The sequence below is a fragment of the Micromonospora sp. NPDC049359 genome (assembly GCF_044466585.1).
Lineage (GTDB): Bacteria > Actinomycetota > Actinomycetes > Mycobacteriales > Micromonosporaceae > Micromonospora.
Window position 1 is genome coordinate 181,056 of record NZ_JBITMW010000007.1, and the last position, 26,565, is coordinate 207,620.

The following is a 26,565-nucleotide window of genomic DNA, read 5'->3' on the forward strand; positions in this document are numbered from 1 at the left end:
TCAGCCTTTCGTGGAACCAGCGGCGACGCCGTCGGCGATCTGGCGCTGAAGGAACAGGTAGACCGCCAGGACCGGGATCGCGGCGATGAGCACCCCGGAGGCGAAGGTGGGAATGTCCTCGGAGTACTGCCCCCGCAGCGAGGTCACCCCGACCATGAGGGTCCGGTGGTCGGCCGACGGCATCAGCAGCAGCGAGATGAGCACGTCGTTCCAGCAGAACAGCGTGTTGAGGATGCCCACGGACAGCAGCGCCGGAGCGCCCAGCGGCAGCATGATCCGCCGGTAGACGCCGTACACGGTGTTGCCGTCGATCCGGGCCGCGTCGACGATCTCCGCCGGGATGGTGCGGTAGTAGCTGGTCATCAGGAAGACCGTGAAGGGCAGGAACTGCGCGACGTACGCCAGGATCAGCCCCGGGTACGTGTCGACCAGACCGCTGTCGGCCATCACCCGGGCCAGCGGCACCATGATCACCTGGAAGGGGATGAAGAGCGCCGCGAGGCAGCCGATGAACAGCGCCGTCGAGCCCCGGAAGCGCAGTTGGCTCAGCGCGAAGCCGGCCATCGACCCGAACAGCAGCAGCAGGAACACCGCGCAACCCACCACGAGGATCGAGTTGGCGGTGTACCGGCCCATGCCGACGCTGGTCCACGCCTTGGTGATGTTCTCGAAGTGCAGGGAGTCCGCCAGACCGAAGCGGTCGAGGATGTACTCCCGGCGGGTCTTCATCGCGACGTTCGCCGTGAACAGGAGGGGGTAGATCGTCGCGACCGCGAGGAGCCCCATCGGGATCACGAGCAACCATCTGCCCAGTCGGACGCGGGACATCAGTCCTCCCTCCCCGCGCGTCGGAGCAGCTTGAGCTGGAGCAGCCCGACGACGAGCATGATGACGAACAGAACGGTGGACGCGGCCGACGCCAGGGCCGGTCGGTTCATCCGACCCTGCTGGATCCAGATGTAGTACTCCGGCAGGTAGGTCGAGCCCTCCGGACCGCCACTGGTCATGACGTAGAGCAGGCCGAACATGGACGTCAGCATCCCGATCATCGTGGTCACGAAGACGAACTGGATGGTGCGGGTCAGGCTGGGGATGATCACGTGCCAGATCACCTGGGCCAGGGACGCGCCGTCCACCCGGGCGGCGTCCAGCAGGGCCGCGTCCAGGGTCGCGAAGCCCGCGAGGAAGACGACCAGGGCCATTCCGAAGGTCGCCCACACGTGCACACCGACGACCGCGAACATGGCGACGTCCGGATCACCGAGCCAGTCCACCGGCCCGATGCCCACCGTGGACAGGACAACGTTGACAGGACCGTCAAACGAGAGCAGCAGATTGAAGATCGCGCCGACGATGACCGGGGACAGCACGGCCGGGAAGAAGTAGACGCTGCGGTAGAACCGGTGCCCCGGCACGCGCAGGTAGATGAACGTGGCGAGTAGACCCGGAATGGCCACCGCCACCGGCAGGAGCAGGACCAGCAGTCCCACGTTGCGCAGCGCCTGCTGGAACAGCGGATCCTGGAGCAGGTGGACGTAGTTGTCGAAGCCGACCATCGCCCCGTCGCGGTCGCCGTCGCCGGTGAAGGAGAAGTTGACACCGAGCGCGAGCGGGTACAGCCGCAGCAGCACGAGGATCAGGACGGCCGGGGCGACCAGCACGAAGGGCGCCAGTTGCTCGGCGCGTCGGCCGCCGGCGGCGCGCCGCGAGACGGCGCGGTCGCGAGGCGGCGGTGCGGAGGGCGGGACCCCGCCGGCCCGCCCGGCCGAAGCCGAGCGGACCGACGGGAGCGACTTGCCGATCGTCACGAGATCAGCCCGCCGTGTCCGAGGCGGCCATCTGCTTCACGACCTCGTCCACGCTGATCGAGCCGCTGAGCAACTGCTGCGAGAGGCGGCCCATCAGGTCGAGCGACTTCGAGGAGAGCGCCACGTGCACCGCCGGCTTGCCGGTCTTGAGCGCGGAGACGATCGTGGTGACGGCCGGCCCACTCGCCGACACGTCGATCGTCGTGTCCGCGGTGATCGCGCCGGCGTTGGCGTAGAACGCCTTCAGCGCCTCGGTGGAGCTCAGCGAGCGCACCAGGTCGGCGGCCACCTTCGGGTCCTTGGTCCACTTGGCGACCGCGTACCCGATGCCGCCGTCGTACGGCAGGCTGGGGGTCACGCCGCTGGTCACCGTCGGGGCCATCATCACGCCCAGCTTCTCCGGCGTGATGAACTCGTTGAAGTCCTTCCAGTGCCCGATGTCGGACATGAGGCCGATCATGTGGGCGGCCTTGCCGGACTGGAACACGGCGAACGCGTCGTTGAACAGGGCGGTGGAGTTCGCGCCGTCGTTGTTCAGCTTGGCGGTGCCGGTCTCCTTCCACAGCTCGAAGAGCCGCTTGACGTTCGGCGACTTCCAGTCGCGCTTGCCGGCGATCCAGTTGTCGTATTCCTGCGGGGTCAGCACGCCCGATGCCATGGCCGACAGGAAGAACTGGATGCCGTAGCCCTCCTTGTTGCCGACGGAGAAGCACTTGGCGCCGGTCTGCTTGGTGATGACACCGCAGTTGGCGACGAACTCCTGCCAGGTCGTGGCGGGCTTCGCCGGGTCGAGACCGGCCTTCTCGTAGAGCGTCTTGTTGTAGTAGATCGGGTGGCCCTGCAGCGTCACCGGAGAGGCGTACGTCTTGCCGTCCTTCGCGAACGCCTCCCAGCCGGCCAGCCGCTGCCGGTCCTCGCCGACGTACTCGTCGAGCGGCTGGAGCGAGGCCACCCGGTCGCGGATCTGGCCGCCACCGTTGAACAGGATGACGTCCGGCCCCTTGCCCGACTGGAGGGCCGCGCCCAACAGCGTGTAGTACTCCTCGAACGGCTGGGCGACGAACTCGACCTTGACGTCCTTGTGCTTCTTGGCGAAGTCGGCCTTGGCCTTCTCCACGTACTGGGCGGAGCTGGCCTCGCCGGACTTCCAGTCCCAGACGACCAGCTTCTTGTCCGAGCCTTCGGACGATGAACCCGAACCTGTCGCGCTTCCACAGCCTGTCAGGGCCAGCCCTGCAACGAGGACCGCGGACCACACTGCTCGTTGCTTCATCGTTGCTCACCTTCATATGGGGAGTGGCCGAGACGCCGGCCGTCGATGCAAGATTGACGAGAACGTAACTCGTATGACGTCTGACGTCAACGGTTGCCCGTACACTGGGGCGGACTTGTGGGCCCGCTCCCGCGGCCACGCGGAGGTGAACGTGACGACATCGAACCAGTCGGCCGTCAACGGCACGGCGACACCGAACTGGACGCGTCGCCCGACGAATCTGGCCCAGGCGATCACGGCCGAGTTGGTGACCCGCATCGTCCAGGGAGCACACCCCTCGGGCACGCCACTGCCCCCCGAGCCGGTGCTCTGCGAGACCTTCTCGGTGAGCCGCACCGTCATCCGGGAAGCGGTGAAGATCCTGCAGGAGAAGGGGCTCGTGCAGGTCCGCCAGGGCAGCGGAACGCTCGTCACCCCACCCTCGTCGTGGGACATGCTCGACGAACTCGTCCTCGCGGCGACCATCGCCGAGGACGACACCCTGGCGATCCTGGACGACCTGGTGGTCACCCGCCGGGTGCTGGAGTCCGACATGGCCAACGTGGCGGCCCGCCTCGCCGACGAGGCGGCGATCGACCGGCTACGCGCCCTGGTGGACCGCATGGACGAGCTGGTCGACGACCACGTCACCTACCAGGAGCACGACCGCGCCTTCCACGACACGGTCATGCAGGCGTCCGGAAACCGCATCGCCCGGGGTGTCGTCCGGTCCCTGGAGAGTCAGGTCGTCAACACCGCCCGGTACATGGGTCAGCCTGAGCGGGCCATGTGCGTGGCGTCGAACCAGGGGCACCGGCGCATCTACGAGCGCATCGCCGCCCACGACCCGGACGGCGCCGCGCAGGCGATGTTCACGCACATCACGGAGGCGTGGCTCGTACGCCGCAGCGGACCGGGGAGCCCCACCCGGTTGCAGCGCTGACCGCTCCACCGACCCCTGGTGCGGCCCCCACGCCGCCCCGTCCGTGAGGCCGGAGCGAAATCCAGGTCCATCCATCGCTTGAGAATGTTAGCGATAACAGACTACCCTCGGGCCGCAGAGGCGAAGGGCACGCTTCACCGCTCCACTCGATCCACCGAGGTCGATGGAGTAGTGCATGACCAACGCCCGCTGGTGGGTGACCGGGCCTCCCCTCAGGGACGTTGACCACCGCCGTCGACGTACGGCGGGCCGCCGCACGCGGGAGCCAGGGTGGACACCCGATCCCCTCCTGCCGTGCTCGCGGCACCGCCGCCGCCCCACCCGAGCGACCCGCGACGACACCCGCGACACGCCGCCAGCGCACGCGGCGGGCCGCCCGCCCGTCGTGACCCACCCTGGAGGTACCGATGCACCCCACACCGCCACCACGGACCACGACCCGGCTCCGGCGCGGTCTCGCCTGGCTCACGAGCCTGCTGCTCGTCTCGACGCTGATGCCGGCCACGGCCGCCCGCGCGGACAACCCCATCGTCCAGCACATCTACACCGCCGACCCGGCGCCCCTGGTCCACAACGGACGCGTCTACCTCTACACCGGCCACGACGAGGACGGCTCCTCGTACTTCACGATGAAGGACTGGCGGGTGTGGTCGTCCGCCGACATGGTCAACTGGACCGACCACGGCTCGCCACTGAGCCTCGCCACCTTCAGCTGGGCGAGCGCCAACGCGTGGGCCGGCCAGGTCGTCGCCCGCAACGGCAAGTTCTACTGGTACGTGCCGGTCACCGCCCGAGCGACCAACTCGATGGCCATCGGCGTCGCGGTCGCCGACAGCCCCACCGGGCCGTTCCGGGACGCCATCGGCCGCCCCCTGGTGGGCAACGGCGAGATCGACCCCACGGTCTTCATCGACGACGACGGTCAGGCGTACCTGTACTGGGGCAACCCGAACCTGTGGTACGTCCGGCTGAACGCCGACATGATCTCCTACAGCGGCAGCGCCACCAAGATCCCGCTCACCACCGCCGGGTTCGGCGCCCGCAGCGGCAACGCGAGCCGGCCCACCCTCTACGAGGAGGGCCCCTGGGTCTACAAGCGCAACGGCACCTACTACAACGTGTTCGCGGCGGAGTGCTGCTCCGAGTTCATCGGATATTCGACCGCCACCGGCCCGACCGGCCCATGGACCTATCGCGGCACGGTCATGCCCCGCCAGGGCGCGAGCTTCACCAACCACCCGGGAGTCATCGACTTCAACGGCGGCTCGTACTTCTTCTACCACAACGGGGCGCTGCCGGGCGGTGGCGGTTACACCCGTTCGGTGGCCGTGGAGAAGTTCACGTACAACACCAACGGCACCATCCCGACGATCAACATGACCACGACGGGCGCGCCGCAGATCGGCACGCTGAACCCGTACGTGCGGCAGGAGGCCGAGACCATCGCCTGGGGCTCCGGCATCGAGACCGAGCCGGCCAGCGAGGGCGGGATGAACGTCGGGTGGATCGAGAACGGGGACTACATCAAGGTCAAGGGCGTCGGCTTCGGTACGGGCGCGACGTCCTTCTCCGCGCGGGTCGCCTCGGCGACGTCGGGCGGCACCATCGAACTGCGCCTCGGTAGCCCCACCGGCACCCGGGTGGGCAGCTGCGCGGTACCCGGCACCGGTGCGTGGCAGACGTGGCAGACCGTCTCCTGCCCGGTCTCCGGCGCCACCGGCACCCAGGACCTGTACCTGCGGTTCACGGGCGGCAGCGGCACCCTGTTCAACCTCAACTGGTGGCAGTTCCAGGCCAACGGCACCACGCCCACTCCGACGCCCACCCCGACGCCGAGTCCGACCGCGGACCCGACGCCGACGCCCATCCCGACGCCCACGACCACTCCCACGCCGACGAGCCCGGCCGGGACGTCCTGCGCGGTCACCAACGCCGTGGTGAACACCTGGCAGGGCGGGTTCGAGGGACGGCTGACAGTCACCAACTCCGGATCGTCGGCGCTCAACGGCTGGCGGGTCACCTGGACGCTCGCCAGCGGGCAGACGGTCTCCCAGGTCTGGAACGGCACCCTCACCCAGTCGGGTAGCCAGGTGACCGTCGCGAACGCCGCCTACAACGGCCAGCTCGCGCCCGGAACCTCGACCACCGCCGGCTACCTCAGCTCCACCACCTCAACCAGCCCTCCGACCACCACCCCCACCTGCACCCCCGCCTAACTCCCCCGGGTTCCCACCCCCAAAAACACCCCCACCCCATCCCCACACCCGTCCGCCGCCGACGTCGATCATGAAGTCAATGCCCCCGATACGCCGATAGGGGAGCAACAACTTCATGATCGACGGGGCGGGGCCGGGGGTGGGGTGGGGGTTCTAGAAGTCGTCGTCGAAGGCGACCGTGCCGGTCACCCCGACCTGGTACGCCGACACCCGCCGCTCGAAGAAGTTGGACAGCTCCTGCACGTCCTGCAACTCCATGAAGGCGAACGGGTTGGCCGACCCGTAGTGCGGCGCGATCCCGAGCTGGGCGAGCCGGCGGTCGGCGACGTGCTGCAGGTACTGGCGCATGTCCGCCAGGGTGAGGCCGGGCACCCCCTGGCCCACCAGGTCCTCGGCGAACTGGACCTCGCACTCGACCGCCTCGGTGAGCATCCGGCGGACCTGGTCGGCCAGGTCGTCGTCGAACAGATCGGGCTCCTCGGCGCGTACGGTCTCGACGACGTCGAACGCGAACGCCATGTGCATGGACTCGTCGCGGAACACCCAGTTGGTCCCCGACGCCAGCCCGTGCAGCAGGCCACGGGAGCGCAGGAAGTAGACGTACGCGAACGCGCCGTAGAAGAACAACCCCTCGATGCACGCGGCGAAACAGATCAGGTTGAGCAGGAAGGTCCGCCGGTCCTCGCGGGTACGCAGCTCCCGCAGGTCGTGCAGGGAGTCGATCCAGCGGAAGCAGAACTCGGCCTTGCGACGGATCGACGGGATGTTCTCGATGGCGGCGAAGGCTGCGAACCGCTCGGTCTCGTCGGGCACGTACGTGTCGAGCAGGTTCAGGTAGAACTGGACGTGCACGGCCTCCTCGAACAGCTGCCGCGACAGGTAGAGCCGACCTTCGGGGCTGTTGACGTGCTGGTACAGGTTGAGCACGAGGTTGTTGGCGACGATCGTGTCGCCGGTGGCGAAGAACGCGACGAGGCGGCTGACCAGGTGCCGCTCGGCCGGCGACAGACGGTCCAGGTCGGCGAGGTCGGCGTGCAGGTCGACCTCCTCGACCGTCCACGTGTTGCGGATGGCGTCCCGGAACCGGTCAAAGAAGTGCGGGTAGCGCATCGGACGGAGAGTCAGGTCCATCCCGGGGTCGAGCAGCATGTGCGTGGTCCTCGCGTCGGTGGTGCTGTCCGTGGTGGTGTCGGCGACGGTCACTGGCACGCCTCGCACGACTCGGGGTTCTCCAGCGAGCAGGCCAGCGCCTCGGCGTCGACCGCGACGGGGAGGACGGGCGGCACCGCGCTGACGGTGGCCTGCTGGATCCGGGTGGCCGGCCGGGACCGCAGGTAGTAGGTGGTCTTCAGACCGGTCTTCCAGGCGTACAGGTACATCGAGGAGAGCTTGCCGATGGTGGGCGAGGCCAGGAACAGGTTCAGCGACTGGGACTGGTCGATGAACGGCGCGCGGGCGGCGGCCAGGTCGATCAGCGCCCGCTGCGGCAGCTCCCAGGCGGTACGGAACAGCTCCCGCACGTCGGCCGGCAGCTCCATGACGGACTGCACCGAGCCCTCGGCCCGCTTGATCGCCGACCGGATCTGCTCGGTCCACAGACCACGAGCCTTCAACTCGCGTACGAGAGCCGTGTTGACCTGGAGGAACTCCCCCGACAGCGTCTCGCGCTTGAACAGGTTGGACACCTGCGGCTCAACGCACTCGTAGCAGCCGGCGATCGACGCGATCGTCGCGGTGGGCGCGACCGCCACCAGCAGCGAGTTGCGCAGCCCGTACTCCCGCACCCGCTGACGCAGCGCGGTCCAGCGCGCGGTCTGCGTACCCTCGACACCCCACAGGTCCGGTTGCAGGCGCCCCCGCGCGGCCCGGGTCTGCGCGAACGCCGGGTGGGCGCCGAAGTCGCGGGCCAGGTCGGCGGACGTCTCCAGCGCGGTCAGGTACAGCTCCTCGCTGATCCGGGTGGACAGCTCCCGCGCGGCCGGTGCGTCAAACGGCAGCCGCAGCGCGAAGAACACGTCCTGCAGCCCCATCAGCCCGAGCCCGACCGGCCGCCAACGGGGGTTGCTCGCCGCCGCCTGCGGGGTCGGGTAGTAGTTGATGTCGATGACCCGGTCGAGGAACGTCACCGCCGTACGCACCGTGGCGCGCAGCCGTTCCCAGTCGATGCCCTCATCGGTCAGGTGGGCGGCGACGTTCACCGAGCCAAGGTTGCAGACTGCGGTCTCGTCGTCGCTGGACACCTCGATGATCTCGGTGCAGAGGTTGGAGAGGTGCACCGCGTTGCCCGGCTCGGCCGTCTGGTTGCACAGCCGGTTGGCCGCGTCCTTGAAGGTCATCCAGCCGTTGCCGGTCTGGGCCAGGGTCCGCATCATCTTCCCGTACAGTTCGCGGGCCGGCAGCTGCCGCACGTAGCGGCCCTGCGCCTCGGCGGCCCGGTACGCGGCGTCGAACCGCTCGCCCCACAGATCGGGCAGTTCGGGCACCTCGTCGGGGTCGAACAGCGACCACATCTCGTCGGCCTCGACCCGGCGCATGAACTCGTCCGGGACCCAGTTGGCCAGGTTGAGGTTGTGCGTACGCCGGGCGTCCTCGCCCGTGTTGTCCCGGAGCTGGAGGAACTCCTCGATGTCCGGGTGCCACGGCTCCAGGTAGACGCAGGCCGCGCCCTTGCGCCGCCCGCCCTGGTTGACCGCCGCGACGCTCGCGTCCAGTGTGCGCAGCCACGGCACGATGCCGTTGGACTGCCCGTTCGTGCCCCGGATCAGCGCGCCACGGGACCGGACCCGGGAGAACGCGATGCCGATGCCACCGGCGAACTTGGACAGGTTCGCGACCTGGGCGTAGCGCGCGTAGATCGAGTCCAACTCGTCGCGCGGCGAGTCCACGAGATAGCACGAGGACATCTGGGTGTGTCGGGTGCCGGAGTTGAACAGAGTCGGCGAGCTGGGCAGATAGGCGAGGCTGGACATCAGCCGGTAGAAGTCGACCGCCTCGTCCGGCGTACGGGACAGGCCGCAGGCCACCCGCAGCAGCCAGTACTGCGGCGTCTCCAGCACCAGCCGGGTGGTGGGGTGACGCAGCAGGTACCGGTCGTAGACGGTGCGCAGGCCGAAGTACTCGAAGCGGCGGTCGCCGTCAGGGTCGACGGCGTCGTCGAACGTCTCCGCGTGCGCGGCGACGAACGCGGCGGTCTCGTCACCGATCAGACCCTCGGCGTGGCCGGCCCGGATCGCCGCACTGAACGAGGTGATGCCCTGGCGCCGCACCTCCTTGTCGACGTAGCCGGCCAACAGCCGCGCGGCCAGGCGCGAGTACTGCGGCTCCGTACCGATCATCTCGGCCGCCGTCTGGATGGACAGCCGGTCCAGCTCGGCGGTGGTCGCGCCGTCGTAGAGGCCGCTGATCGTGCGGGTGGCCACCCGCATCGGGTCGACCTCGGTCAGGTCGTCGGCCCACCGCTCGACCGCCCGGACGATCTTGTTCACGTCCACGGCCTCGGTGCCGCCGTCGCGCTTGCGCACCTGCATCGGGGTCCGCCGCGCGGCCTCGCCGCTGACCGGGACCACCTGGGTGACTGTCACCACTCACTCCTCGGGAGTTCGAGACCTCAAGGGCCCTCGGACGCGGGGAGACGGACGCCGTCGACGCCAGGCCAGCGCGGGCGTGGGCGAGGTGGCGTCAGCCGTTCCGCGCGGCCTCGGACCGCCGCGCACCCGAGGGTCGGGTACGCGGCGCGCTGGCAGGTCTTCGGACTCGCGGGCGCGACCGGGCCTGCCCGGTCACCTACTGGCCGTCGCTTCCCAGGCCGTTGGCCCAGTGCTGATGACGGCGGTCGTTCCCACTCACCGCTGCGGGACAGTCCCGGACTTGCACCGGGTTCCCTCTTGCCTCGACCACTCACCAGGAGTGGACGAACCAGCTGCGGTCGACACCATATATAGGGGCGAGCACGTTTGTCACACCCCACATGTCGGGTCCCGGCGTGTCGCGGTCGCCGATGACGACCCTCGTCGATCGGCTCGGAGCCGGCCGACGAGGCGGTGCCGCCCCGACCGTCGCCATCGGCTTGACCGAGGCGAACCGGCACCGATACGGTCGACCCACTATCTGCGGCGACGCGAGGGAAGCCGGTGAGAATCCGGCGCGGTCGCGCCACTGTGAGCGGCCCCCAGCCCGGGGGGCGCGAGCCAGGACGCTCGGTCGTCCGCAGCCTTGCGATGGGGACGCGTCATCCCCGAGGAGGTTCGTTCACGCATGTCCAGCTCCACGTCCAGCCAGCCGCTGTCGCACCCCGCTGTCCCGACCCGTCTCCTGTGGACGGTCCTGGCCACCGTCGCCGTGCTCGCCCTGCTGGCCTACCTCGTCGCCTTCGATCAGGGGGCGGTCTCGCGCAGCGGGATGTACCTGCACGAGCTGATGCACGACGGCCGGCACCTGCTCGGTGTCCCGTGCCACTGAGCGACACCGGCACCGCACCCACGTTCGTCACGGTCCTGCTGCGCGGGCTGCTCGCCGGCCTGGTGGCCGGCCTGATCGCCGGGACGTTCGCCTACGTCGTCGGCGAACCACACGTCGAGGCGGCCATCGCCATCGAGGAGGCGGCCACGCACGCGGAGGCCGCCGCCGACGGGCACCAGCACGCCGAGGAGGCCGCCGAAGGGCACCAGCACGGCGAGGAGGCCCTGATCGGCCGCAACGGCCAACGCGGCGGCCTGTTCCTGGCCACCGGCCTGTTCGGCGCCGCCATGGGCGGCCTGTTGGCCAGCGCGTACGTCCTGCTGGCCCGTCGTCGGCGGACCGCCGACGACGGGCGGTCCGGGCTGTTGCTGGCCGGCGGTGCGCTGCTCGGCGCGGTGATCGTGCCGTTCCTCAAGTACCCGCCGAATCCGCCGGCCGTCGGCGACCCGTCCACCATCAACCAGCGCACGGTCACCTACCTGCTGATGGTGGTACTCGGCCTGGTCGCGGTCTGGTCCGGTTCGCTCGGCTACCGGTCGGTGGGTGAGCGCGCGCCCGTGTGGCTGCGGGCCAGCGCGGCGGTCGGCGGTTTCCTGCTGGTCACCGTCGTGTCCTATGTGGCGCTGCCGTCGTTCCAGGAGGTCCCCGGCGACTTCCCCGCGACGCTGCTGTGGAGCTTCCGCCTCGCCTCGCTCGGCACCCAGATGGTGCTGTGGACCGGGATAGGCCTGCTCTTCGCCGCCCTGATGCACCGCCAGCGCGCGGTCGCCGACGCACGACTGGCCGGGTGAGCGCCACCAGCCTGCGGCTGGTCGCCCACGGTCACACCGCCGCCCTGCGGCAGGCCCGGTTCGGCGGGAACGACAGCCTGGACGAGGGCGGCCGGCGTGCCGCCCTCGCCCTGTCCCCCGCCGCTGCGGGCCGTCGTGCAGGCGACGCGGTGGCGTGCCTGTCCAGCCCCGCGGCGGCGGCCGTCGAGACCGCCGATGTTCTCGGGCTCGCGCCCACCGTCGAGGCGGCCCTGGCCGACTGTGACTACGGCGACTGGTCGGGCCGGTCCCTCGCGGAGATCGCCGCGACGCGGCCGGACGCGCTGCGCGAATGGCTGTCCACGCCGGACGCCGCGCCGCACGGCGGTGAGTCGATCCTCGCGGTACGCCAGCGCGTCGGTCGGTGGCTGGACGCGCAGCGCGACGTCGGCCGACGGGTCACCGCCGTCACGCACCCGCTGGTGATCCGGGTCGCGCTCGTGCACGCCCTGGATCTGCCGCTGGCCACGTACCGGCAGTTCGACGTCGCGCCGCTGGCGATCGTCCGACTCACCGGCCACGGCCCGAGCTGGCAGTTCCGCCTGGACGCGGCGCCGGCACCGGCGAACGGGTGACGAGGGTCTACCACGGCTCCTGTCGAGCTGCCCCAGATCCGGGGCAGCGCGGTCGAGCGGGCCCGGAACGGGTGTCGGGCGGGCCTTGGAGCACGGCCCGCCCGACTGATGTGCTTCCGGCTTACTTCGTGACGGTGACCGTGAACGGTCGGGACACCGTCGCCTCCGAGCGGGACCCGGACAGCGTCACGCTGGTGACCCCGGGCTCCGTCGCATCCGGGACGCCGACGGTCCCGCCGGCGACGATGCCGTCACCGTTCGCGCGTACCGTGCCGACCCGACGGCCGTCGCCGAGGCTGACCGTGATCTCCTCGTTCGGCGCGAAGCCGGAGCCGTCGACCGTGATCGACGTGCCGCGCGGCGCGGACGGCGTGGGCAACGACAGGCGCGGCTGGTAGGCCGGGTCCGTCGAGCCCACGGTCAACTGCACGGTTGCCGTCGCCGGCGTACCGGAGGACGCGCCGGTGGCGCGGACGGCGTACCGCCCCGGTGGCGTGTCCCCGGAGGTCGCGACGGTCGCGCGGACCGTGCCCGTCGCGGACGCCGAGACCGTCACCTCGCGGGTCGTGCCGGCCGCGAGGCCCACCGTCACCCGCTCGCCGGCGGCGAACCCGCTGCCGACGACCGTGACCGCGTCCCCAGCGGCGACCGACTGCGTGCCGGACACCGCGAGGGTGGTGGCCGCCCCGGCCCGCCGGACGGTCACGGTGAAGCTCGCGGTGCTGCTGGACACCGTGTCCCACGCGGTGACGCGCACCGTGTAGGCGCCCGCACGGGCGTAGGTGTGCCGGCCGCTCAGCGCGCCGTCCGCACCGATCGTGGCGTCGTCCGGAACCGTGCCGTCACCCCACTGGACGCGGGCGTGGTAGCCGGTCGGGTCGGGAAGACCGCCGGTCACCGATCCGAGGTTCGCCGTGAGGACCTGCCCGGCGTCGACGCTCTGGTCGCCCGGGGCGGCGGTCACCAGCGCGGCGGCCGGCGTGCCGTCGTCGGCGACGGCGAACACGTGGATCCGGCCCGCCGAGCGCGGGTCGCCGGTCTGCGTCGGCAGGGTCACCGAGACCAGCGTCCTACCCGCCGGGATCTGGTACGGCGTGGTGGCGAACAGGAACGGCTGGGCGCCGTCGCGGCTCGTGCCACTGAGCCGGTACGCGGACTTCGCGACGACGATGTTGCCGTAGGACGGCGTCCCGTTGGCGTTGCCGCCCAGCGTCCAGTCACTGAACTGGATCGGAATGCTCGCGGTGCTGCCGTCGCTGAACGTCGCCGTGCCGGTCGTTGCCTGGTTGCCCTGCGTACCGGCACCGATGAACGAGATGCTCTTGGCGTCGGCCGGCAGGCGCAGCGCGATCGTCGCGCCGTTGCCGGTGGCGTTGTCCGGCTGCCCGGCCGGGACCTGCGGCAGGGTGAAGCCCAGCGCGGTGCCCGGCACCTGGTGCCGCTGCCCCTGGGTCACGCCGGCCGCCGCGAGGGCCGCCCGCGAGTACGCCCACGACTTCGCGTCGCAGTCCGCCGCGAGGGTGCCCTCGTCGCCGACACACACGCTGTCGAACGCCGCGGTGAGGCCGGAGTTCGCCGCGTACGCGACGTCGACGCCGACCGTCACCGAGCCCTGACCGACGCCGTCGGTCACCGTGACGCTCGCCTGGTGGTAGCCCGGCGTGGCGTAGGTGTGCTCGCCGCTGACGCGGTAGACCTCCCGGGAACTCAGCGTCAGGGTGCCCTCGGTGGCCGGTGACCCGTCACCCCAGTCGATCGTGGCCCGGTAGTCGTCGGCGACGCCACCGGTGACCGTGGCCAGGGCCACCGTGGCGGGCGCGCCGGAGCGGGCGTGCACGCCATCGGTGGCGGTCACCGTGATGTCACCGCCGCCCAGGTCGAGGTCGCCCCCGGCGAGCAGCTCGATCTCGGCGAGGGTCGGCTGGGCCGCGCCGACCGTCTTCGTCACGACGAGGCGGAACTGGGAGTACCGTCCGGGCTTGTCGATCCGGAACGGCCGGGTCTGGTTGCGCCAGCGGAACACCTCGCCCGCCCGCGCGTCCAGCGTGCTCCAGGTCAGGCCGTCGGTGGAGCCCTGCAACCGCCAGTCCGCCGGGTCGCCCGCGGTCGCGCCGGAGGTGATGGTGTAGTAGGTCGGCTTCTGCCGTCCGCCACGGCTCGTCCAGCCGATCTGCGGCGTGCCCGACGACGTCGTCAGCTGGGTGGTGGACGAGTCGTCGAACAGCGTCGACGCGTCCGGACCGCCGCTGACGGTGGCGGTGCCGAGGCCCGGCCCGGTGACGTCCTGCAACGGCTGCGGTACGGCGTCGCCCCTGGTCAGCGACGGGGGTGTGGCGTCGCGACCGGTGCCCCACGACGACGGGTTCGGTCCCATCTGGAAGTCGATGGTTCCGCCCCTGGCGAGCGCGGACACCTCGACGGAGACGTCGCGCTGCTTCTTGCCGTTGACCTTCACGCTCTGCACGTACACGTTGCGGTTGTTGTTGTTCGCGGCGTTGACCACGATGTCGCCGGTCGGGCGGTGGACGGTCATCCGGGTGAACTGCGGCGAGCCGATCGCCCAGTGGGTCGACCCGGCCTGCAACGGGTAGATGCCCAGCGAGCTGAGGACGTACCAGGCCGACATCTCGCCGTTGTCCTCGTCGCCCAGGTAGCCCTGACCGATCTCGCTGCCCACGTAGAGACGCCGCAGGATCTCGCGCACGGCCGCCTGGGTCTTCGCCGGAGCGCCGGCGACGTCGTACAGGTACGGGATGTGGTGCGACGGCTGGTTGCTCATGCCGAGCTGTCCCATCCGCACCGCGCGGGCCTCGATCATCTCGTGGATGACGCCGCCGTAGCCGCCGGGGTGGTCGGCGTTCTCGGGCGTCGCGAAGAAGGTGTCGAGCTTGTCCCGCAGCGCCTTCTGCCCGCCGTACAGGTTGATCAGGCCCTGGGGGTCCTGCTGTGCGGTGAACGCGAAGTTCCAGCCGTTGGTCTCGGTGTAGACGCCACCCCAGTCCAGCGGGTCACCGGCGAGGAACGTGCCGGCCGCGTCGCGGCCCTGGAAGAGCTTCGTCTTGGCGTCGAAGAGGTGAACGTAGTTGCGGGCCCGCTCCAGGAAGTACCGGGACTCCTCCTTGAGTTGGTCGCGCCGCGACTTCGGCGTGGCCGGGTCCTTGGCGAGCGCGGCGGCCATGTTGCCGATGCCGTAGTCGTTGATGTACCCCTCCAACGCCCACGACACCGACTCGCCGGTGCTGGTCGGCGTGTAGCCGAGGAACAGCGACGTCTCGATGCCCTTGCGGCCGACCGCGCCGCGTCCGGACGCGACGGTCGCGTCCTTCACGGCCGCGTCGTACGCCGCGAGCGGGTCGGGCAGCTTGACCCCGGTGAGGTACGCCTGCGCCAAGGCCACGTTCGCGCTGGTGCCGGTCATCAGGTCGGCGTAGCCGGGCGACGACCAGCGGGCGATCCAGCCGCCGTCGCGGTAGTGCTGGACGAACCCGTCCGAGATCTTCGCGGCGACGTCCGGGTAGAGCAGCGAGTACGCGGGCCACACCGTGCGGTAGGTGTCCCAGAACCCGTTGTTGACGTAGATCTGCCCGTCGACGATCTTCGCGCCGGTCCGGGTGGCGGTCGACGTGCCGGTCGGCGCGGACACCGGGCTGGCGTACTGCCAGTGGGGGGCGGCGGCGGTGCCGGTGTTCTCCGACTGCGAGTTCGGGTAGAGGTTCAGCCGGTACAGGTTCGAGTACATGGTGACGAGCTGCGTCTCGGTCGCGCCCCGCAGCTCGACCCGGCCGAGGCGGTCCTTCCAGGCGGCGGTGGCGGCGTCGCGGATCGCGTCGAAGGTCCGGCCGGTCACCTCCAGGTCGAGGTTGCGACGGGCCTGCTCGACGGAGAGGAACGAGGTCGCGATCCGCATCGTCACCTGACGATTCGCCGAGACGTCGAAGGTCGCGGACGTCGCCGTGACGGCTGCCGGCGCGCGGTCGAACTCACCGGACACGAACATCCGGCTACGTCCGGCCGAGAGGCCGCTTCCGTTGTCGACCCAGCCGGTGAACGTGCTGTCGGTACCGAGGGTGAAGGTGCCCTTGGCGAAGACGAGACTTCCGGTCGACGGTCCCGGCCCGAAGGTGAACCGCATGATGCCGGCGTGGTCGGTCGGCGTCATCTCGGCGACCAGGCCGTTCTGTAGCGCGACCCGGTAGAGGTCCGGCCGTGCGGTCTCGTCCTCGTGCCGGAAGGCCAGCGCCCGACTGGCGGGTGCTCCGGTGAGAGGGCCGTCGCCGGCCACCGGCATCACCGACATCTGGTTGCGGTCGCCCATCCAGGGGCTGGGCTCGTGGGAGATCGCGAGGCCCTGCAAGGTGGGCAGGTTGGCGGCGTTGTTGGCGCGGTGGTAGTCGTACTCCCAGGAGTCCGAGGTCGCGTCGGTCACCGGGGTGAAGAAGTTGAACCCGTTGGGTACGGCGGTGATCGGCAGGTTGTTGCCGCGCGAGAACCCGCCCGTGGAGTTGGTGCCGCGGCGGGTGTCGACGTAGTTCGTCAGCCGGGAGCCGTCGATCGTCGCCGGGTTCGGAGTCAGTTCGACGTCGTCGAGCCACCCCTGGAAGAGGGTCTCCTCGGTGGCCTGCGGGTCGTCGTACGCCAGCAGGACGCGGTCGATCGTCTTGCCGCGCGCGACGGCGCCGACGTCGGCGCTGACAGCGTTCCACTGGTCGGCGAAGAGCACCTTCGAGGCGCCCTGCCCGGCCGGGGTCAGCGGGTTGCCGTGCTGGTCGACGGCCGAGCGTCCACTGAGGTAGCTGCCGTCGGTGAAGTGCAGGTCGACCGAGGCGTAGGTGGACGGGTAGCGGGCGTCCTGGCCGGTGAACTCGGGGAAGATCCGGTACGACAGGCGGGTGTTCGGCCCGACCGGGATGTCGACGTCGAACAGCTTGTTCGTCGCGTACGAGCGGCCACCGGTCTGGGCGCCACCGTAGTAGCGCAGCGCGGCCAGCCCGGTGAAGCCGACGCCCGGCTTCGTCGTGTAACCGCCGGCCGGGCCGGGGCCGATCTCGGTGACCATGGGCGTGGCCGGCGGTCGGACGTCCGAGCCGTCGCTGATGTCCCAGCTGGCGAGCTGGGTGAGAGTGTCGCCGGAGTTCGCGGAGACCACCAGCCGGTACCAGCCGTAGGCCGTCGTGTTGGTGACGCCGTACCTGTTGGTGGCGAACCGCTTGGCGAAACCCTGCTTCGTCTGGCGGTCCAGGTCGACCCAGGCGCTGCCGTCGGTGGACCCCTGGAGGGTGAAGTCGCGGGGGTCGCGGCCCGGCTCGTCGTCTGCCGAGGTCAGCGCGTACCGCTTGACGACCGCCGGCTTGGCCAGTTGGTACGTCACCCAGGCGGTCGATTCGAACGCCAGCCACTTGGTCGACGGCTTCCCGTCGGCGAGGTTCGCCGCGATCTCGTTCGGCGGGTTCTGGGCGCTCGCGGTGACGGCCTCGACCTGGCCGAGCAGGCTGCCGGGCAGGTTCGCGTCGCTCGATCCGCTGAGGTTGCCCTGCACGGGCCGACCGGAGCGGTCGACCTCGACGGTGCTCGGGGCGGGCTGCGGGTCGGCCGATTCGAACGAGGAACGGAAGGCGCCCGGTGGCGGGGCGCTCGGCGCGGCGCTGGCCAGCGGCGCGGCGACGACCATCCCCAGGGGCAGCAGGACGGCGGTTGTCGCCACGGCTATCCGCAGGGAGACGGCGCGCGTACGGGGGAGATACGGCATGGGGGCGGGACCTTTCGACTCGATCCGGTCGAGTACGTCGAGCGTCTGGGTGGCAGTGGAGGGTGGACCGGCTCTGACATCGTTGTCATCGGGCGTGCCTGACAAGCGAGGGCAGATCCGGTGGATGTTGGCCAGATGTTTCCGGGCAACCAACGGCCTGTCAATGGGTTGATCGCCGCGAAACGCGCCCAGCGCTTCCAGTTCGTAAGGAAGGGCACCTTCCTATACACGAGGCGTTAGGAAGGTGCCCTTCCTTACTCGGCCTTGGCGAGGCGCAGGTGGACTCGCGGCCGCTCAGCGACCGCCCGCCGCCAGCTCGGCCAGCATTCCCTCGCAGCTACGCACGACCACCTCGGCACCGCGCCGCTGGGTCAGTGGGAGCAGCGGATCCTCCGCCCGGTCCCGCCACCGCCACTGGGCGTCGGCGGCGGTCTCCCAGAGCCGTTGGGTGGTCGCCTCGTGCTCGACACCGAGCCGGGCGGCCAGGGAGACGCCCTCGCCGCCGACCAGCCGCCGCGCCTCGGCGGCCAACTCGGCGTCGAAACCGAGACGGGCGTTGCGCAACGCCACCAGCAGGCGCAACTCACGGAACTCGTGCGCGCCCGCCAGGATCTGCTCGATCGCGCCGACCAACTCGTCGCTGCCCCGGACCGGCTCGGCCCGCACCAGGGACTCCACCGCGGCCAGCGCCGAGCGCGCCTTGAGCGCGTCGCGCCGATCGACGAAACAACGGGTCATCGACTCGCGCAGCTCGGTGAGGCCGCTGCGCCGGATCAGCTCGGCCGACATCGCCACCCGGGTGTCGAACCCACCGCGGACCAACGTCGTGGCCAGCCGGATACCGAAGAGGCCGAACCGGTCCAGCAGGCCCGCGCGCACCTCGGGATCGAGGCGCACCGGAAGGTCGCCACGGACGAAGCGATCGGCGGAGAGCAGGTGGGGCTCCAACCCGGCGCGGGGCACCCCGGCCAGCGTCGCCAGCGCGGCGAATTCGGACTCGCTGAGCAGCCGACCCGCGAGGCCGACAGCTCCACTGCACGCCACCACGTTGACGGCCAACGCGCCCACCCGGGGATCGCGGTGGTGCCGACGGGCCAACTGTCGGGCGGTGAGCAGCCCGTCGATCCGGCCACCGCCGACCTCGTCCGCCCGGGACAACACCATGATCACGTTGACCGGGGCGGCCTGCCCGACGGCACTGTCCCGACCGGACTCCAACACCCGCAGATCGCTGTCGCGGCCGTCCCGGGTCAGGAACAACACCGCGTCCGCGTCGGCCAGCACCCGGTCCAGCACCGGCGCGTGCCCCTGCTCGTCGACCGTGCTGAGCGCCGGGGTGTCGACGAGCGTCACCTGCCGCAGCGCCCGCGTCGGCCACCGCACCACGATGTCGCGTACCTCCCCGGCACGCCAGCCGAGATCCACCCGCATGCCGGTCGCCGACTTGACCACCGTCAGCTCCTGCGGAGGCTGCCCCACCGGGTAGGCGGTGGCGCCCGGCGACGCGCCGTCCTCGTACCAGGTGAACGCGCCGTCGGCGCCCTCGACCGGCGCGACCTCCTCCCCCATCAGCGCGTTGAGCACCGTCGACTTGCCCGCACGCCACGGCCCGGCGACCGCGATCCGCAGCGGCTGCTCCAACCGCGCGATCTGGTGCCGCAACCGCCCGACCGCCCGCGCGTCGTGCTGGTAGACCTCCAGCGCCTGGTGCAGCAGCCCCCAGGCCGCCTCGTCCAACCGCACCCCGACAGTCATGCCCCGGGCTCCAACAGCACCGGGGTCGACCGGGCGGCGGTCAGGTGCTGGGACTGCTCGTAGAGCGCGGCGAGGCGGGTCATCTTCGACCGGATCTCCCGCTGCCGCTGCTCGCGCAGGGCGACGTCGGTGTCGGCCTCCTGCTTCGCGCTGCGGAACGACTGCACGATGGCCTCCTGCAACTCCTCGGTCAGACCCGTGAAGTGGTCGCGCAGCATCCGTTGCACCTGCCGGGTGGCGTCCCGGCAGTCCCGGACCATCCGGACGAAGAACTCGTCGACATGCCGCTGGATGGCCGTCTTCACGGTCGCCTGCCGGCGGCGCAACATCTGCTTGCTCTCGTCGCGGATGCTCTTGCCGCCGAAGAGGGCGCCGATGCCGACCGAGACCGGGTTGATCATCGGCATCCCGGCCAGGGTGGTCGCGAGGCCGAACATCAGCATGCCGCCGTACGAGCCCTTCATGCCGGTGAACAGCTTCTGACCCGTCGTGAACCGGTCGATCCGCGGCCGTTCCAGGTCCGGCAGCCGGTCGCCGAGATCCTCCGGCATCGTCATCGACCAGGGCGGCAGCACGTCGTAGCCGTACCGGTTGAAGTGGGCGGCCACCCGGCGGGCGATCCAGTCGCAGCGCTGGACCAGCCACTCGTGGTTGGCCTCCGCGGCCTCGACCAGGCTGCGTGACAGCCACTCGTCGAAGGTGTCCCAGGCGACGAGCGGGTCGGCCTCATCGAACGCCTCGTCGACCGCCCGCAGGATCTGGCGCGTCCGGTCCCGCAGGTCGTACTCGATGTCGGAGAGCAGGTCGGCCATCTCGTCGTTGAGGGTGTTCTGCCAGCGGGTCGAGCAGCGCCGCAGCTCGTCGACCTCCCGCTGGGCCGCGTGCAGCCGCGAGATCGGCCCGGACTGCTCCGCCGCCTCCTGCGTCGCCAACTCGGCGCGCAGCGGCGCGGCCAGTTGCTCCACCACCGTACGGGCCACCGCCTGCACCGACGCCCGCGCCAGGTGGTCGGCCTTGCCGGCCAGGTCCCGTTGCAGGCGGGCGATCAGCGCCGGAAAGCCGGACTCGGCGTTGAGACCACGGTCGTCGGCCGCCGCCGCGCGCAGCCGCAGCGTCGCCGACACCGGGATCAGCGGCGCCGCGACGCCGGCATCGGCGAGGTGTTGCCGGTTGCGCTCGGCGACCGTCCGCCAGTCCGCCACCAGGTCGGTCTTGCTCTGCACCACGACCACGTTCGGTTGCGAGCGCATGACGTGCAGCAGCATGTTCAGCTCGGCCACCGAGAGCTCCCTCGTGGAGTCGGAGACCAGCAGCACGGCGTCCGCGCGGGTCGAGGCGGCCACCTCCACGGCCGCGCCGAGCGCGGTGACCTCGTCGGTACCCGGAGTGTCCACCAGCACGAGTCCGGCGGCGAGCAGCGCCCGGGGCAGGCCGACCTCGACGTACGCCGGACCGCCCCCCGGCCGACGCCCGACCGCGCCGGACACGCCGGCCGCGACCTGGTCGAGCGCCAGGGAGGTCCGCTCGGCGAGCGTCACCGCCGGCCCTCCCGCGGGTCGTCCGGCCGACGCCTGGACCATCGTGGCGCAGGCGGATTCGGCGTGCTGCACCACGGTCGGCAGGACCGTGGTGCGACCGTCCCCGACCGGGCAGGCCGGCGCGTTGATGATCGCGTTGATGAGCTGACTCTTGCCCTGGTTCGGCTCGCCGACGACCAGGACCCGCAACGTCGGTTCGAGCAGTTGGGCACGCTTCTGCCGGACCGTCTGCAGCAGATCGCCGCGACCGTGTGTCGTACACGTCCGGGCGATCTCGTCCAGTACATCCAGCCAGATCCCCGCCATCACCGCACCAAGTGTGCGGATTTCGGCTTAATTAGCAAGAGGTGTCGGAGAGGAAACCGGGAAGGGCCGGGCCGCTCGACGCGACCCGACCCCCCGCTTCCGACGGAAAATCCCGTCAGAGCAGACCGCCGGTGATGCCCAGCAACCCGTGGTCCGACGAGGCGGGCCCCCCGTCGTGCGAGTCGCCGGTCACACCGTCGGTGAGCCCACCCGTCACGTCGCCGACCGTGCCGGTGACCCCGGGAAGGAGACTGTCCACGTGGTGCGTGACACCGCCCACCACGGACGGAACGTCCACCGGCGGCACCACGCCGCCGACGGCGCCCTCGCCGAGGCCCAGGCCACCCAGGGTGTCGTGGACACCGAGGGAGCCGACGATGCCGTCGACCTGACCGTGCACGCCGGAGAGGACGCCACCGGTCACGTCGCCGCCGAGCACCGGGTCGGTGACGCCGAGCACGCCGGTCGGGTCGCCGACCGTGCCGGTCGCGCCGCCGAGCACCGGGTCGACGATCCCGTCGACGGGCTGCACCACGTCCGCGTCGAGCGTGTGCGCCACGTCGGACACCCCGGTCAGGTCGGTGTCGAGGCCGCTCGGCCCGACACCCAGGCCGACACCCGGCAGCACGCTCACCCCGGCGGCGACGGTCGACGGGTCGACCGCGATGGCGCCGAGCACACCGGCCTTGACGTCCACACCGGACGGCGAGCTGGTGACGCTGATCTGCTGCGCCACGCTCTGCAACTGACCGACCACGTCGGTGGCGTCGGTCACCAGCGGGTCGAAGCCGAGCTGCCCGACCACCGGGGCCAGCGGCGCGAGGCCCTGCCCCGGCGCGTAGTCGACCACCAGCGGCACCACGTCCTGCACGTCGGCGGCGGTGATGTCGCTGAGCCCCGCGGCGTGCAGCGCGCCCTCCGGGTCGAGGTCGAACGCCGACCGCGCGTCGGGGTTGGTCAGCAGGTCGAGCACGAAGTCGTGGAGGGTCTGTTGCGAGTCCATGTGCCGGTTCTCCTCGGATTGGCATCGGCGACCGTCGTTCGTCGAGAGGAACGCTATGGCGGGGGGCGGCCCCGGACATCGGGGCTGCGCCCGCAATCGATCACGCCGCGTTAGGGCGTTCGCCGGCTCCCCCGTTAGGGGGACTGGGGGAAACCGTCCCGGTCAGATTAGGGTGCCGACCACGCAGTGATCTCTGGTACGAACGTAGGGGCCCGCGGGTTTCGCCGGGGGTGGGTCGCCGGACAGCGCCGACGCCATCGCCATCAGCCGGCCACTCGCGGAAAGAGAAGAGACGGATGCCGTACGTCCTGGGGATAGACATCGGAAGCACCAACACCGCCGCCGCCGTCGCTCGGCGCGACGGCCGGACCTGGACGCGTCCGGAGGCTGTCCCGCTGAACGCCGGCTCGCCGCTCGTACCGTCGGTGCTGCACCTGGCCGAGGACGGCGCGCTGCACATCGGCGGGCCCGCGACCGACGACGGCAGTCGCACCAGCAGGGATTTCGTCCGCCGGATCGGTGACGACGTGCCCCTGCTGCTCGGTGGCGAGGCGTGCGCGCCGCAGACCCTCACGGCGGAGTTGGCGGCCTGGGTGGTGGAGCAGGCGCACGCCGCGGAAGGCGGCCCGGCCGAGGCGGTGGTGCTCAGTCACCCGGCCGGCTGGCGGCCGTACCGCCGGGAGCTGCTGCGCCGCGCGCTCGTCGACCTCGGGCTGCGCACGGTGACGCTGCTCCCCCGTACGGTCACGGTCGCGGAGAGTCACGCGGCGCGTGGCTTCGCGGGCACCACGGCGGCCGTTTACGCGTTGGGCGGCGCCAGCTTCGAGGCGGCCCTGGTCCGGCGCACCCCGCGCGGCACCTACGAGAGCTTCGGCACGCCCCAGGGTCTCGACCCGATCGGCGGGGCCGACTTCGACGAGCTGCTGGCCAGCCACGTCCGTACCGTGCTGTCCCGGGAGCTGGCCGCCATCGGGCGGCGGGACCACCACGCCGCCCTGCGCGGCCTGCCGGCCGAGTGCGACCGGGTCAAGCGGGCGCTGACCGTCGAGCCGGCCGCCGACGTGGTGTTGAGCCTGCCGACCGGTCCGGCACGCATACCGGTGACCCGCGCGCAGTTCGAGGCGATGATCCGCCCCACCGTGCAGGCCACCGTGGACCTCCTGCTGCGCGCCGTGCAGGGCGCCGGCCTGACGCCGACACAGCTCGACGGCGTCCTGTTGGCCGGCGGCTCGACCCGCATCCCGCTGGTCACCGAGCTGATCAGCACGGCGCTCGGTGTGCCGGTCGAGGTCGAGCCGGACGCGCAGCTCACCGCCGCCACCGGAGCGGCGAGCGCCGCCTGCCAGGTGGTGTCACCCCGGCCGCGCCCTCGACCCCCGGCCCCGGTCCGCGATCCGGCGCCGGTCCCGGGTGAGGGCCGGGCGAGCCTCCCGGCCCTGCGGCGACCCCGGGACCACGCCACCGATCCGGGCGAACCGCCACCCCGACCGCCGGTCCGGATCCTCCCCCTCGACCTGCCGAAGGCGTCCCGCCTGGCACTGACGCTCAGCCGGGGACGCGAAGGATGACCACAATGATCATGAATAACCTCGTCGACTCCCGACTGGTGCTGGGCCGGGCGTCCAGGGCCCTGTTGGACCGGGTCGCCGACGATCCGGTCGCGCCGCTCACCGTCGGCCTGGCCGGCCCCGCCGGGCACGGCAAGACCGCCCTGCTCACCGAGCTGACGAACATCCAGCAACGGGCCGGCGTCACCGTGCGCACGGGTGTTCCCGGGCCCGGCGAGCCCGTCGACCCGGACGACCTGATCCTGGTCGACGACGCGCACCTGCTCGACGACGAACGGATCGGCGTGCTGCTGCGCCTGGTCGCCACCCGCCGGCACCGGCTGGTCGTCGCCCACCGCCCCTGGCCCCGGTCGGCAGCCCTCACCGAGCTGGTCGACACGCTGCGCCGCGACGGGCAGGCCGTGCTGCTCGGGCCGTTCACCCGGGAGCAGACCGGAGCCTGCGTCGCCGCCGTCCCCGAGCTGACCCAGCGCGCCGAGCTTGTCGACTTCGTACACGCGCAGACCGGTGGCGTCCCCCGCGACGTCGAGCGGCTCACCCGCGGCCTGCGCGCGGCACCGAGCCTGACCACCGCCCCGACCGAGCCGCCCCGACCCGTCGTCCTCGAGTTCGCGCCGGAGCTGGAGATCCAGCCCGCCCCCGTACGACGACTGTTGCTCGCGGTCGCGGCCGGCGTACCGCTGCCGGTGGCCATGCTCGGCCCGCTCCTGGATCAGGAGCCGGAGGCGGTGGACGAGCTGATCGCCACGACCCGGGCGGCCGGGCTGATCGGCGCGGACGGCCGGCTCACCCCGCTGGTCCGCCGGGCCGTCACCACGCTCAGCCCGGCCACCGAGCGCAGCGCCGTCTGGCGTCGCCTCACCGAGTTGCAGCTCGCCCGGGGTGGTCCGGTGCTACCGCTGGTCCGCTCGCTGCTCGCGGTGGGCGTCCTCGGCGACTGTCCGGCCCCGACACTCGCCGCGGCGGCCCAGGAGGCGCTTGCCGACGAGCCGGCCTTCGCCGCCGAGCTGTTCGCCGCCGCCACCGCGGCCGGGCACCCGACCGGCGCCCGCCAGGCTCTCGCGGCCGCGCTCGCCGGTGACCTCGACGACGCGCTGCGCCTGGCGGACCGGTTGCTGACCACCGCCGACCCGGCGGTCCGCGCCGAGGCGGCCGCGGTGGCGGCGACCGCGCTGGCGCACCGGGGCCACGCCGGCCGCAGCGTCGAGCTGTACCGGTGGTCGGGCACCGCCTCGTCGGTGGCGTTCGCCGCCGTGGGCGGGTTCGCCATCGGCGACCTGACCGCCGACGGGCCGCGCGTGGACGAGCCCACCGGCGCACCGCCCACCCTGCACGCCAGCGCCGCCCGGCTGATGGCCGACGGAGTACGCGAGGGCGTCACCGGCACGCCGAGCGCGGCGCTCTCCGCGCTCGTGCAGTCCGCCGCCCTGCTGGAACCGGACGGTCGGGCGGCCCTCCTGCCGGACAGTCCGGCGGCGCTGGCCGCGCTGACCGCCGTGCACTGTGGCGAGCTGGACATCGCCGAGCGGGTCCTGCACCGCGCGCAGGCCGGCGGTGTCGGCGGCCCGCTGATGGCCCGCCGGCATCGGCTGTTGCAGGCCTGGATCCTGATGGTTCGAGGTCAGACGCTCGCCGCCGCCGAGCGCCTCGCCACGGTCACCGCCGACGAACGCCCGTTGGAATCCCGCGACCTGCTCTTCGCCGCCGCGCTGCGGATGGGCATCGCCCGGCGCACCAGCGACCTCGGCGCGCTCAAGCGGGGGTGGGGCCAGGCGCTGGAGGCGGTGGTCCGCCACGGGGTCGACCTGTTCACGCTGCTGCCGCTGGGCGAACTGGCCATCGCGGGCGCGCGGCTCGGTGACGTGGCCCGGTTGGCGCCCTACCTGCGGGAGGGCGCCACCCTGCTCGAACGGCTCGACACACCGACGCTGTGGAGCGTCCCGCTGCACTGGAGCGGCCTGCACGCCGCCATCCTGACCGGCGAGCCGACGGCCGCCGACGACCACGTCGCCGCCCTGCTCGCCGCCGCCGAGCACAGCCGCTACGCCGGTGTGGTCGCCGCGGCCGCCGAGAGCTGGGTCGAGGTGCTACGGGGTGTGGTCGACCCGGTACGGGTCGAGGCCGCCGCCCGGGGCCTGCACGACACCGGACTGTGTTGGGACGGCGCCCGCCTCGCCGGTCAGGCCGCGATCCGCACCGCGGACCGACGGGCGATGACCACCCTGCTCGAGTGCGCCCGGGTGCTCCAGGGTCGGGCGGCCGGCGCGACCGGTGGGCAGCGCCCGATCGACGGCGCGACCGCCACGCCGGCCGCCACCGCGGCCGGCCCCACCCAGCAGGGGCTGAGCGACCGCGAGTACGAGGTGGCCGAGCTGGTGCTCGCCGGGCTGACCTACCGGGAGATCGGTGACCGGCTCTTCATCTCGGCCAAGACCGTGGAGCACCACGTGGCGCGCATGCGCAACCGGCTGCACTGCGCCAATCGGGCGGAGCTGCTGGCGTTGCTGCGGACCATGGTCGCCGACCGGGCCAGCGACGCCGCCGGGCAGCCGTGGCCGCAGCGGTCGGCCCGATGAGCCGGCGCACCC

General features: G+C 71.6%; 16 protein-coding genes and 2 riboswitches. Of the genes, 7 read left to right on the forward strand and 9 right to left on the reverse strand.

The features are described 5' to 3' along the window. The 3 genes from ACIBTX_RS18120 to ACIBTX_RS18130 are packed head-to-tail and all read right to left on the reverse strand — an operon-like array spanning position 1 to position 3,081. Complete coding sequence (locus ACIBTX_RS18120) at positions 1 to 828, reverse strand: carbohydrate ABC transporter permease (RefSeq protein ID WP_355050068.1); 828 nt, start codon at positions 826 to 828, stop codon at positions 1 to 3. Continuing rightward, on the reverse strand, positions 828 to 1,808 hold the full coding sequence (locus ACIBTX_RS18125) for a sugar ABC transporter permease (protein WP_357121272.1): 981 nt from the start codon (positions 1,806 to 1,808) through the stop codon (positions 828 to 830). The genes ACIBTX_RS18120 and ACIBTX_RS18125 overlap by 1 nt, the downstream gene beginning before the upstream one ends. A gap of 4 nt (positions 1,809 to 1,812) precedes the next feature. Next, entirely contained in the window at positions 1,813 to 3,081 is a 1,269-nt protein-coding gene (locus tag ACIBTX_RS18130) for an extracellular solute-binding protein (RefSeq protein ID WP_357121269.1), read from the reverse strand. A 151-nt stretch (positions 3,082 to 3,232) separates the two neighbouring features. On the opposite strand from ACIBTX_RS18130, the gene ACIBTX_RS18135 reads away from it, so the two are divergent. Both ACIBTX_RS18135 and ACIBTX_RS18140 read left to right on the forward strand, forming a co-directional pair. Beyond that, a complete protein-coding gene (locus ACIBTX_RS18135; RefSeq protein WP_357121266.1) occupies positions 3,233 to 4,003 on the forward strand; it encodes a FadR/GntR family transcriptional regulator in 771 nt (256 codons plus the stop codon). A gap of 407 nt (positions 4,004 to 4,410) precedes the next feature. After that, positions 4,411 to 6,219, forward strand: a complete 1,809-nt coding sequence (locus tag ACIBTX_RS18140; RefSeq protein ID WP_357172122.1) for a family 43 glycosylhydrolase — start codon at positions 4,411 to 4,413, stop codon at positions 6,217 to 6,219. 153 nt (positions 6,220 to 6,372) lie between these two features. Here ACIBTX_RS18140 and ACIBTX_RS18145 read toward each other — a convergent pair whose 3' ends face one another. Further along, positions 6,373 to 7,368 carry a ribonucleotide-diphosphate reductase subunit beta gene (locus ACIBTX_RS18145; protein WP_357172261.1) on the reverse strand — a complete coding sequence of 332 codons (996 nt, stop codon included), beginning with the start codon at positions 7,366 to 7,368 and terminating at the stop codon, positions 6,373 to 6,375. A 50-nt stretch (positions 7,369 to 7,418) separates the two neighbouring features. Next, on the reverse strand, positions 7,419 to 9,746 hold the full coding sequence (locus ACIBTX_RS18150) for a ribonucleoside-diphosphate reductase subunit alpha (RefSeq protein ID WP_357122160.1): 2,328 nt from the start codon (positions 9,744 to 9,746) through the stop codon (positions 7,419 to 7,421). 193 nt (positions 9,747 to 9,939) lie between these two features. After that, positions 9,940 to 10,154, reverse strand: a riboswitch (cobalamin riboswitch). A 187-nt stretch (positions 10,155 to 10,341) separates the two neighbouring features. After that, positions 10,342 to 10,415, forward strand: a riboswitch (cobalamin riboswitch). A 58-nt stretch (positions 10,416 to 10,473) separates the two neighbouring features. On the opposite strand from ACIBTX_RS18150, the gene ACIBTX_RS18155 reads away from it, so the two are divergent. From ACIBTX_RS18155 to ACIBTX_RS18165, 3 genes are read left to right on the forward strand one after another with little or no spacing between them, the layout of a single operon-like run. After that, the gene (locus tag ACIBTX_RS18155; protein WP_357172121.1) at positions 10,474 to 10,677 is read left to right on the forward strand and encodes a CbtB domain-containing protein; all 204 of its coding nucleotides are present in this window, start codon (positions 10,474 to 10,476) and stop codon (positions 10,675 to 10,677) included. Further along, positions 10,668 to 11,468 (forward strand): CbtA family protein, encoded by an 801-nt coding sequence (locus ACIBTX_RS18160; RefSeq protein WP_357172120.1) that lies wholly within the window; start codon positions 10,668 to 10,670, stop codon positions 11,466 to 11,468. The genes ACIBTX_RS18155 and ACIBTX_RS18160 overlap by 10 nt, the downstream gene beginning before the upstream one ends. After that, the gene (locus ACIBTX_RS18165; RefSeq protein WP_357172119.1) at positions 11,465 to 12,061 is read left to right on the forward strand and encodes a histidine phosphatase family protein; all 597 of its coding nucleotides are present in this window, start codon (positions 11,465 to 11,467) and stop codon (positions 12,059 to 12,061) included. The genes ACIBTX_RS18160 and ACIBTX_RS18165 overlap by 4 nt, the downstream gene beginning before the upstream one ends. Positions 12,062 to 12,182: 121 nt before the next feature. On the opposite strand, the gene ACIBTX_RS18170 is transcribed toward ACIBTX_RS18165, so the two are convergent. From ACIBTX_RS18170 to ACIBTX_RS18185, 4 genes are all read right to left on the reverse strand, one after another. Next, complete coding sequence (locus tag ACIBTX_RS18170; protein WP_357172118.1) at positions 12,183 to 17,807, reverse strand: GH92 family glycosyl hydrolase; 5,625 nt, start codon at positions 17,805 to 17,807, stop codon at positions 12,183 to 12,185. A gap of 294 nt (positions 17,808 to 18,101) precedes the next feature. Then, complete coding sequence (locus tag ACIBTX_RS18175; protein ID WP_357121248.1) at positions 18,102 to 19,562, reverse strand: GTP-binding protein; 1,461 nt, start codon at positions 19,560 to 19,562, stop codon at positions 18,102 to 18,104. After that, entirely contained in the window at positions 19,559 to 21,406 is a 1,848-nt protein-coding gene (locus tag ACIBTX_RS18180) for a dynamin family protein (protein WP_357122157.1), read from the reverse strand. Before ACIBTX_RS18180 ends, ACIBTX_RS18175 begins: the two co-directional genes overlap by 4 nt. A gap of 115 nt (positions 21,407 to 21,521) precedes the next feature. Continuing rightward, positions 21,522 to 22,409, reverse strand: coding sequence for an IniB N-terminal domain-containing protein (locus tag ACIBTX_RS18185; protein WP_357121244.1), 888 nt, complete (start codon positions 22,407 to 22,409; stop codon positions 21,522 to 21,524). Between the two features lie 296 nt (positions 22,410 to 22,705). Between ACIBTX_RS18185 and ACIBTX_RS18190 the strand changes: the two genes are divergently transcribed. Both ACIBTX_RS18190 and ACIBTX_RS18195 read left to right on the forward strand, forming a co-directional pair. Further along, the gene (locus ACIBTX_RS18190; protein WP_357172117.1) at positions 22,706 to 23,977 is read left to right on the forward strand and encodes an Hsp70 family protein; all 1,272 of its coding nucleotides are present in this window, start codon (positions 22,706 to 22,708) and stop codon (positions 23,975 to 23,977) included. A gap of 5 nt (positions 23,978 to 23,982) precedes the next feature. After that, positions 23,983 to 26,553 (forward strand): LuxR C-terminal-related transcriptional regulator, encoded by a 2,571-nt coding sequence (locus ACIBTX_RS18195; RefSeq protein ID WP_357172116.1) that lies wholly within the window; start codon positions 23,983 to 23,985, stop codon positions 26,551 to 26,553. Positions 26,554 to 26,565 lie beyond the last annotated feature (12 nt).

Coding starts and splice junctions, on each gene's coding strand:
- ACIBTX_RS18120 (WP_355050068.1), bottom strand. CDS start 828: ATGTCCCGCGTCCGACTGGGCAGATGGTTGCTCGTGATCCCGATGGGG.
- ACIBTX_RS18130 (WP_357121269.1), bottom strand. CDS start 3,081: ATGAAGCAACGAGCAGTGTGGTCCGCGGTCCTCGTTGCAGGGCTGGCC.
- ACIBTX_RS18140 (WP_357172122.1), top strand. CDS start 4,411: ATGCACCCCACACCGCCACCACGGACCACGACCCGGCTCCGGCGCGGT.
- ACIBTX_RS18145 (WP_357172261.1), bottom strand. CDS start 7,368: ATGCTGCTCGACCCCGGGATGGACCTGACTCTCCGTCCGATGCGCTAC.
- ACIBTX_RS18150 (WP_357122160.1), bottom strand. CDS start 9,746: ATGCAGGTGCGCAAGCGCGACGGCGGCACCGAGGCCGTGGACGTGAAC.
- ACIBTX_RS18155 (WP_357172121.1), top strand. CDS start 10,474: ATGTCCAGCTCCACGTCCAGCCAGCCGCTGTCGCACCCCGCTGTCCCG.
- ACIBTX_RS18170 (WP_357172118.1), bottom strand. CDS start 17,807: ATGCCGTATCTCCCCCGTACGCGCGCCGTCTCCCTGCGGATAGCCGTG.
- ACIBTX_RS18175 (WP_357121248.1), bottom strand. CDS start 19,562: ATGACTGTCGGGGTGCGGTTGGACGAGGCGGCCTGGGGGCTGCTGCAC.
- ACIBTX_RS18180 (WP_357122157.1), bottom strand. CDS start 21,406: ATGGCGGGGATCTGGCTGGATGTACTGGACGAGATCGCCCGGACGTGT.
- ACIBTX_RS18185 (WP_357121244.1), bottom strand. CDS start 22,409: ATGGACTCGCAACAGACCCTCCACGACTTCGTGCTCGACCTGCTGACC.
- ACIBTX_RS18190 (WP_357172117.1), top strand. CDS start 22,706: ATGCCGTACGTCCTGGGGATAGACATCGGAAGCACCAACACCGCCGCC.
- ACIBTX_RS18195 (WP_357172116.1), top strand. CDS start 23,983: ATGATCATGAATAACCTCGTCGACTCCCGACTGGTGCTGGGCCGGGCG.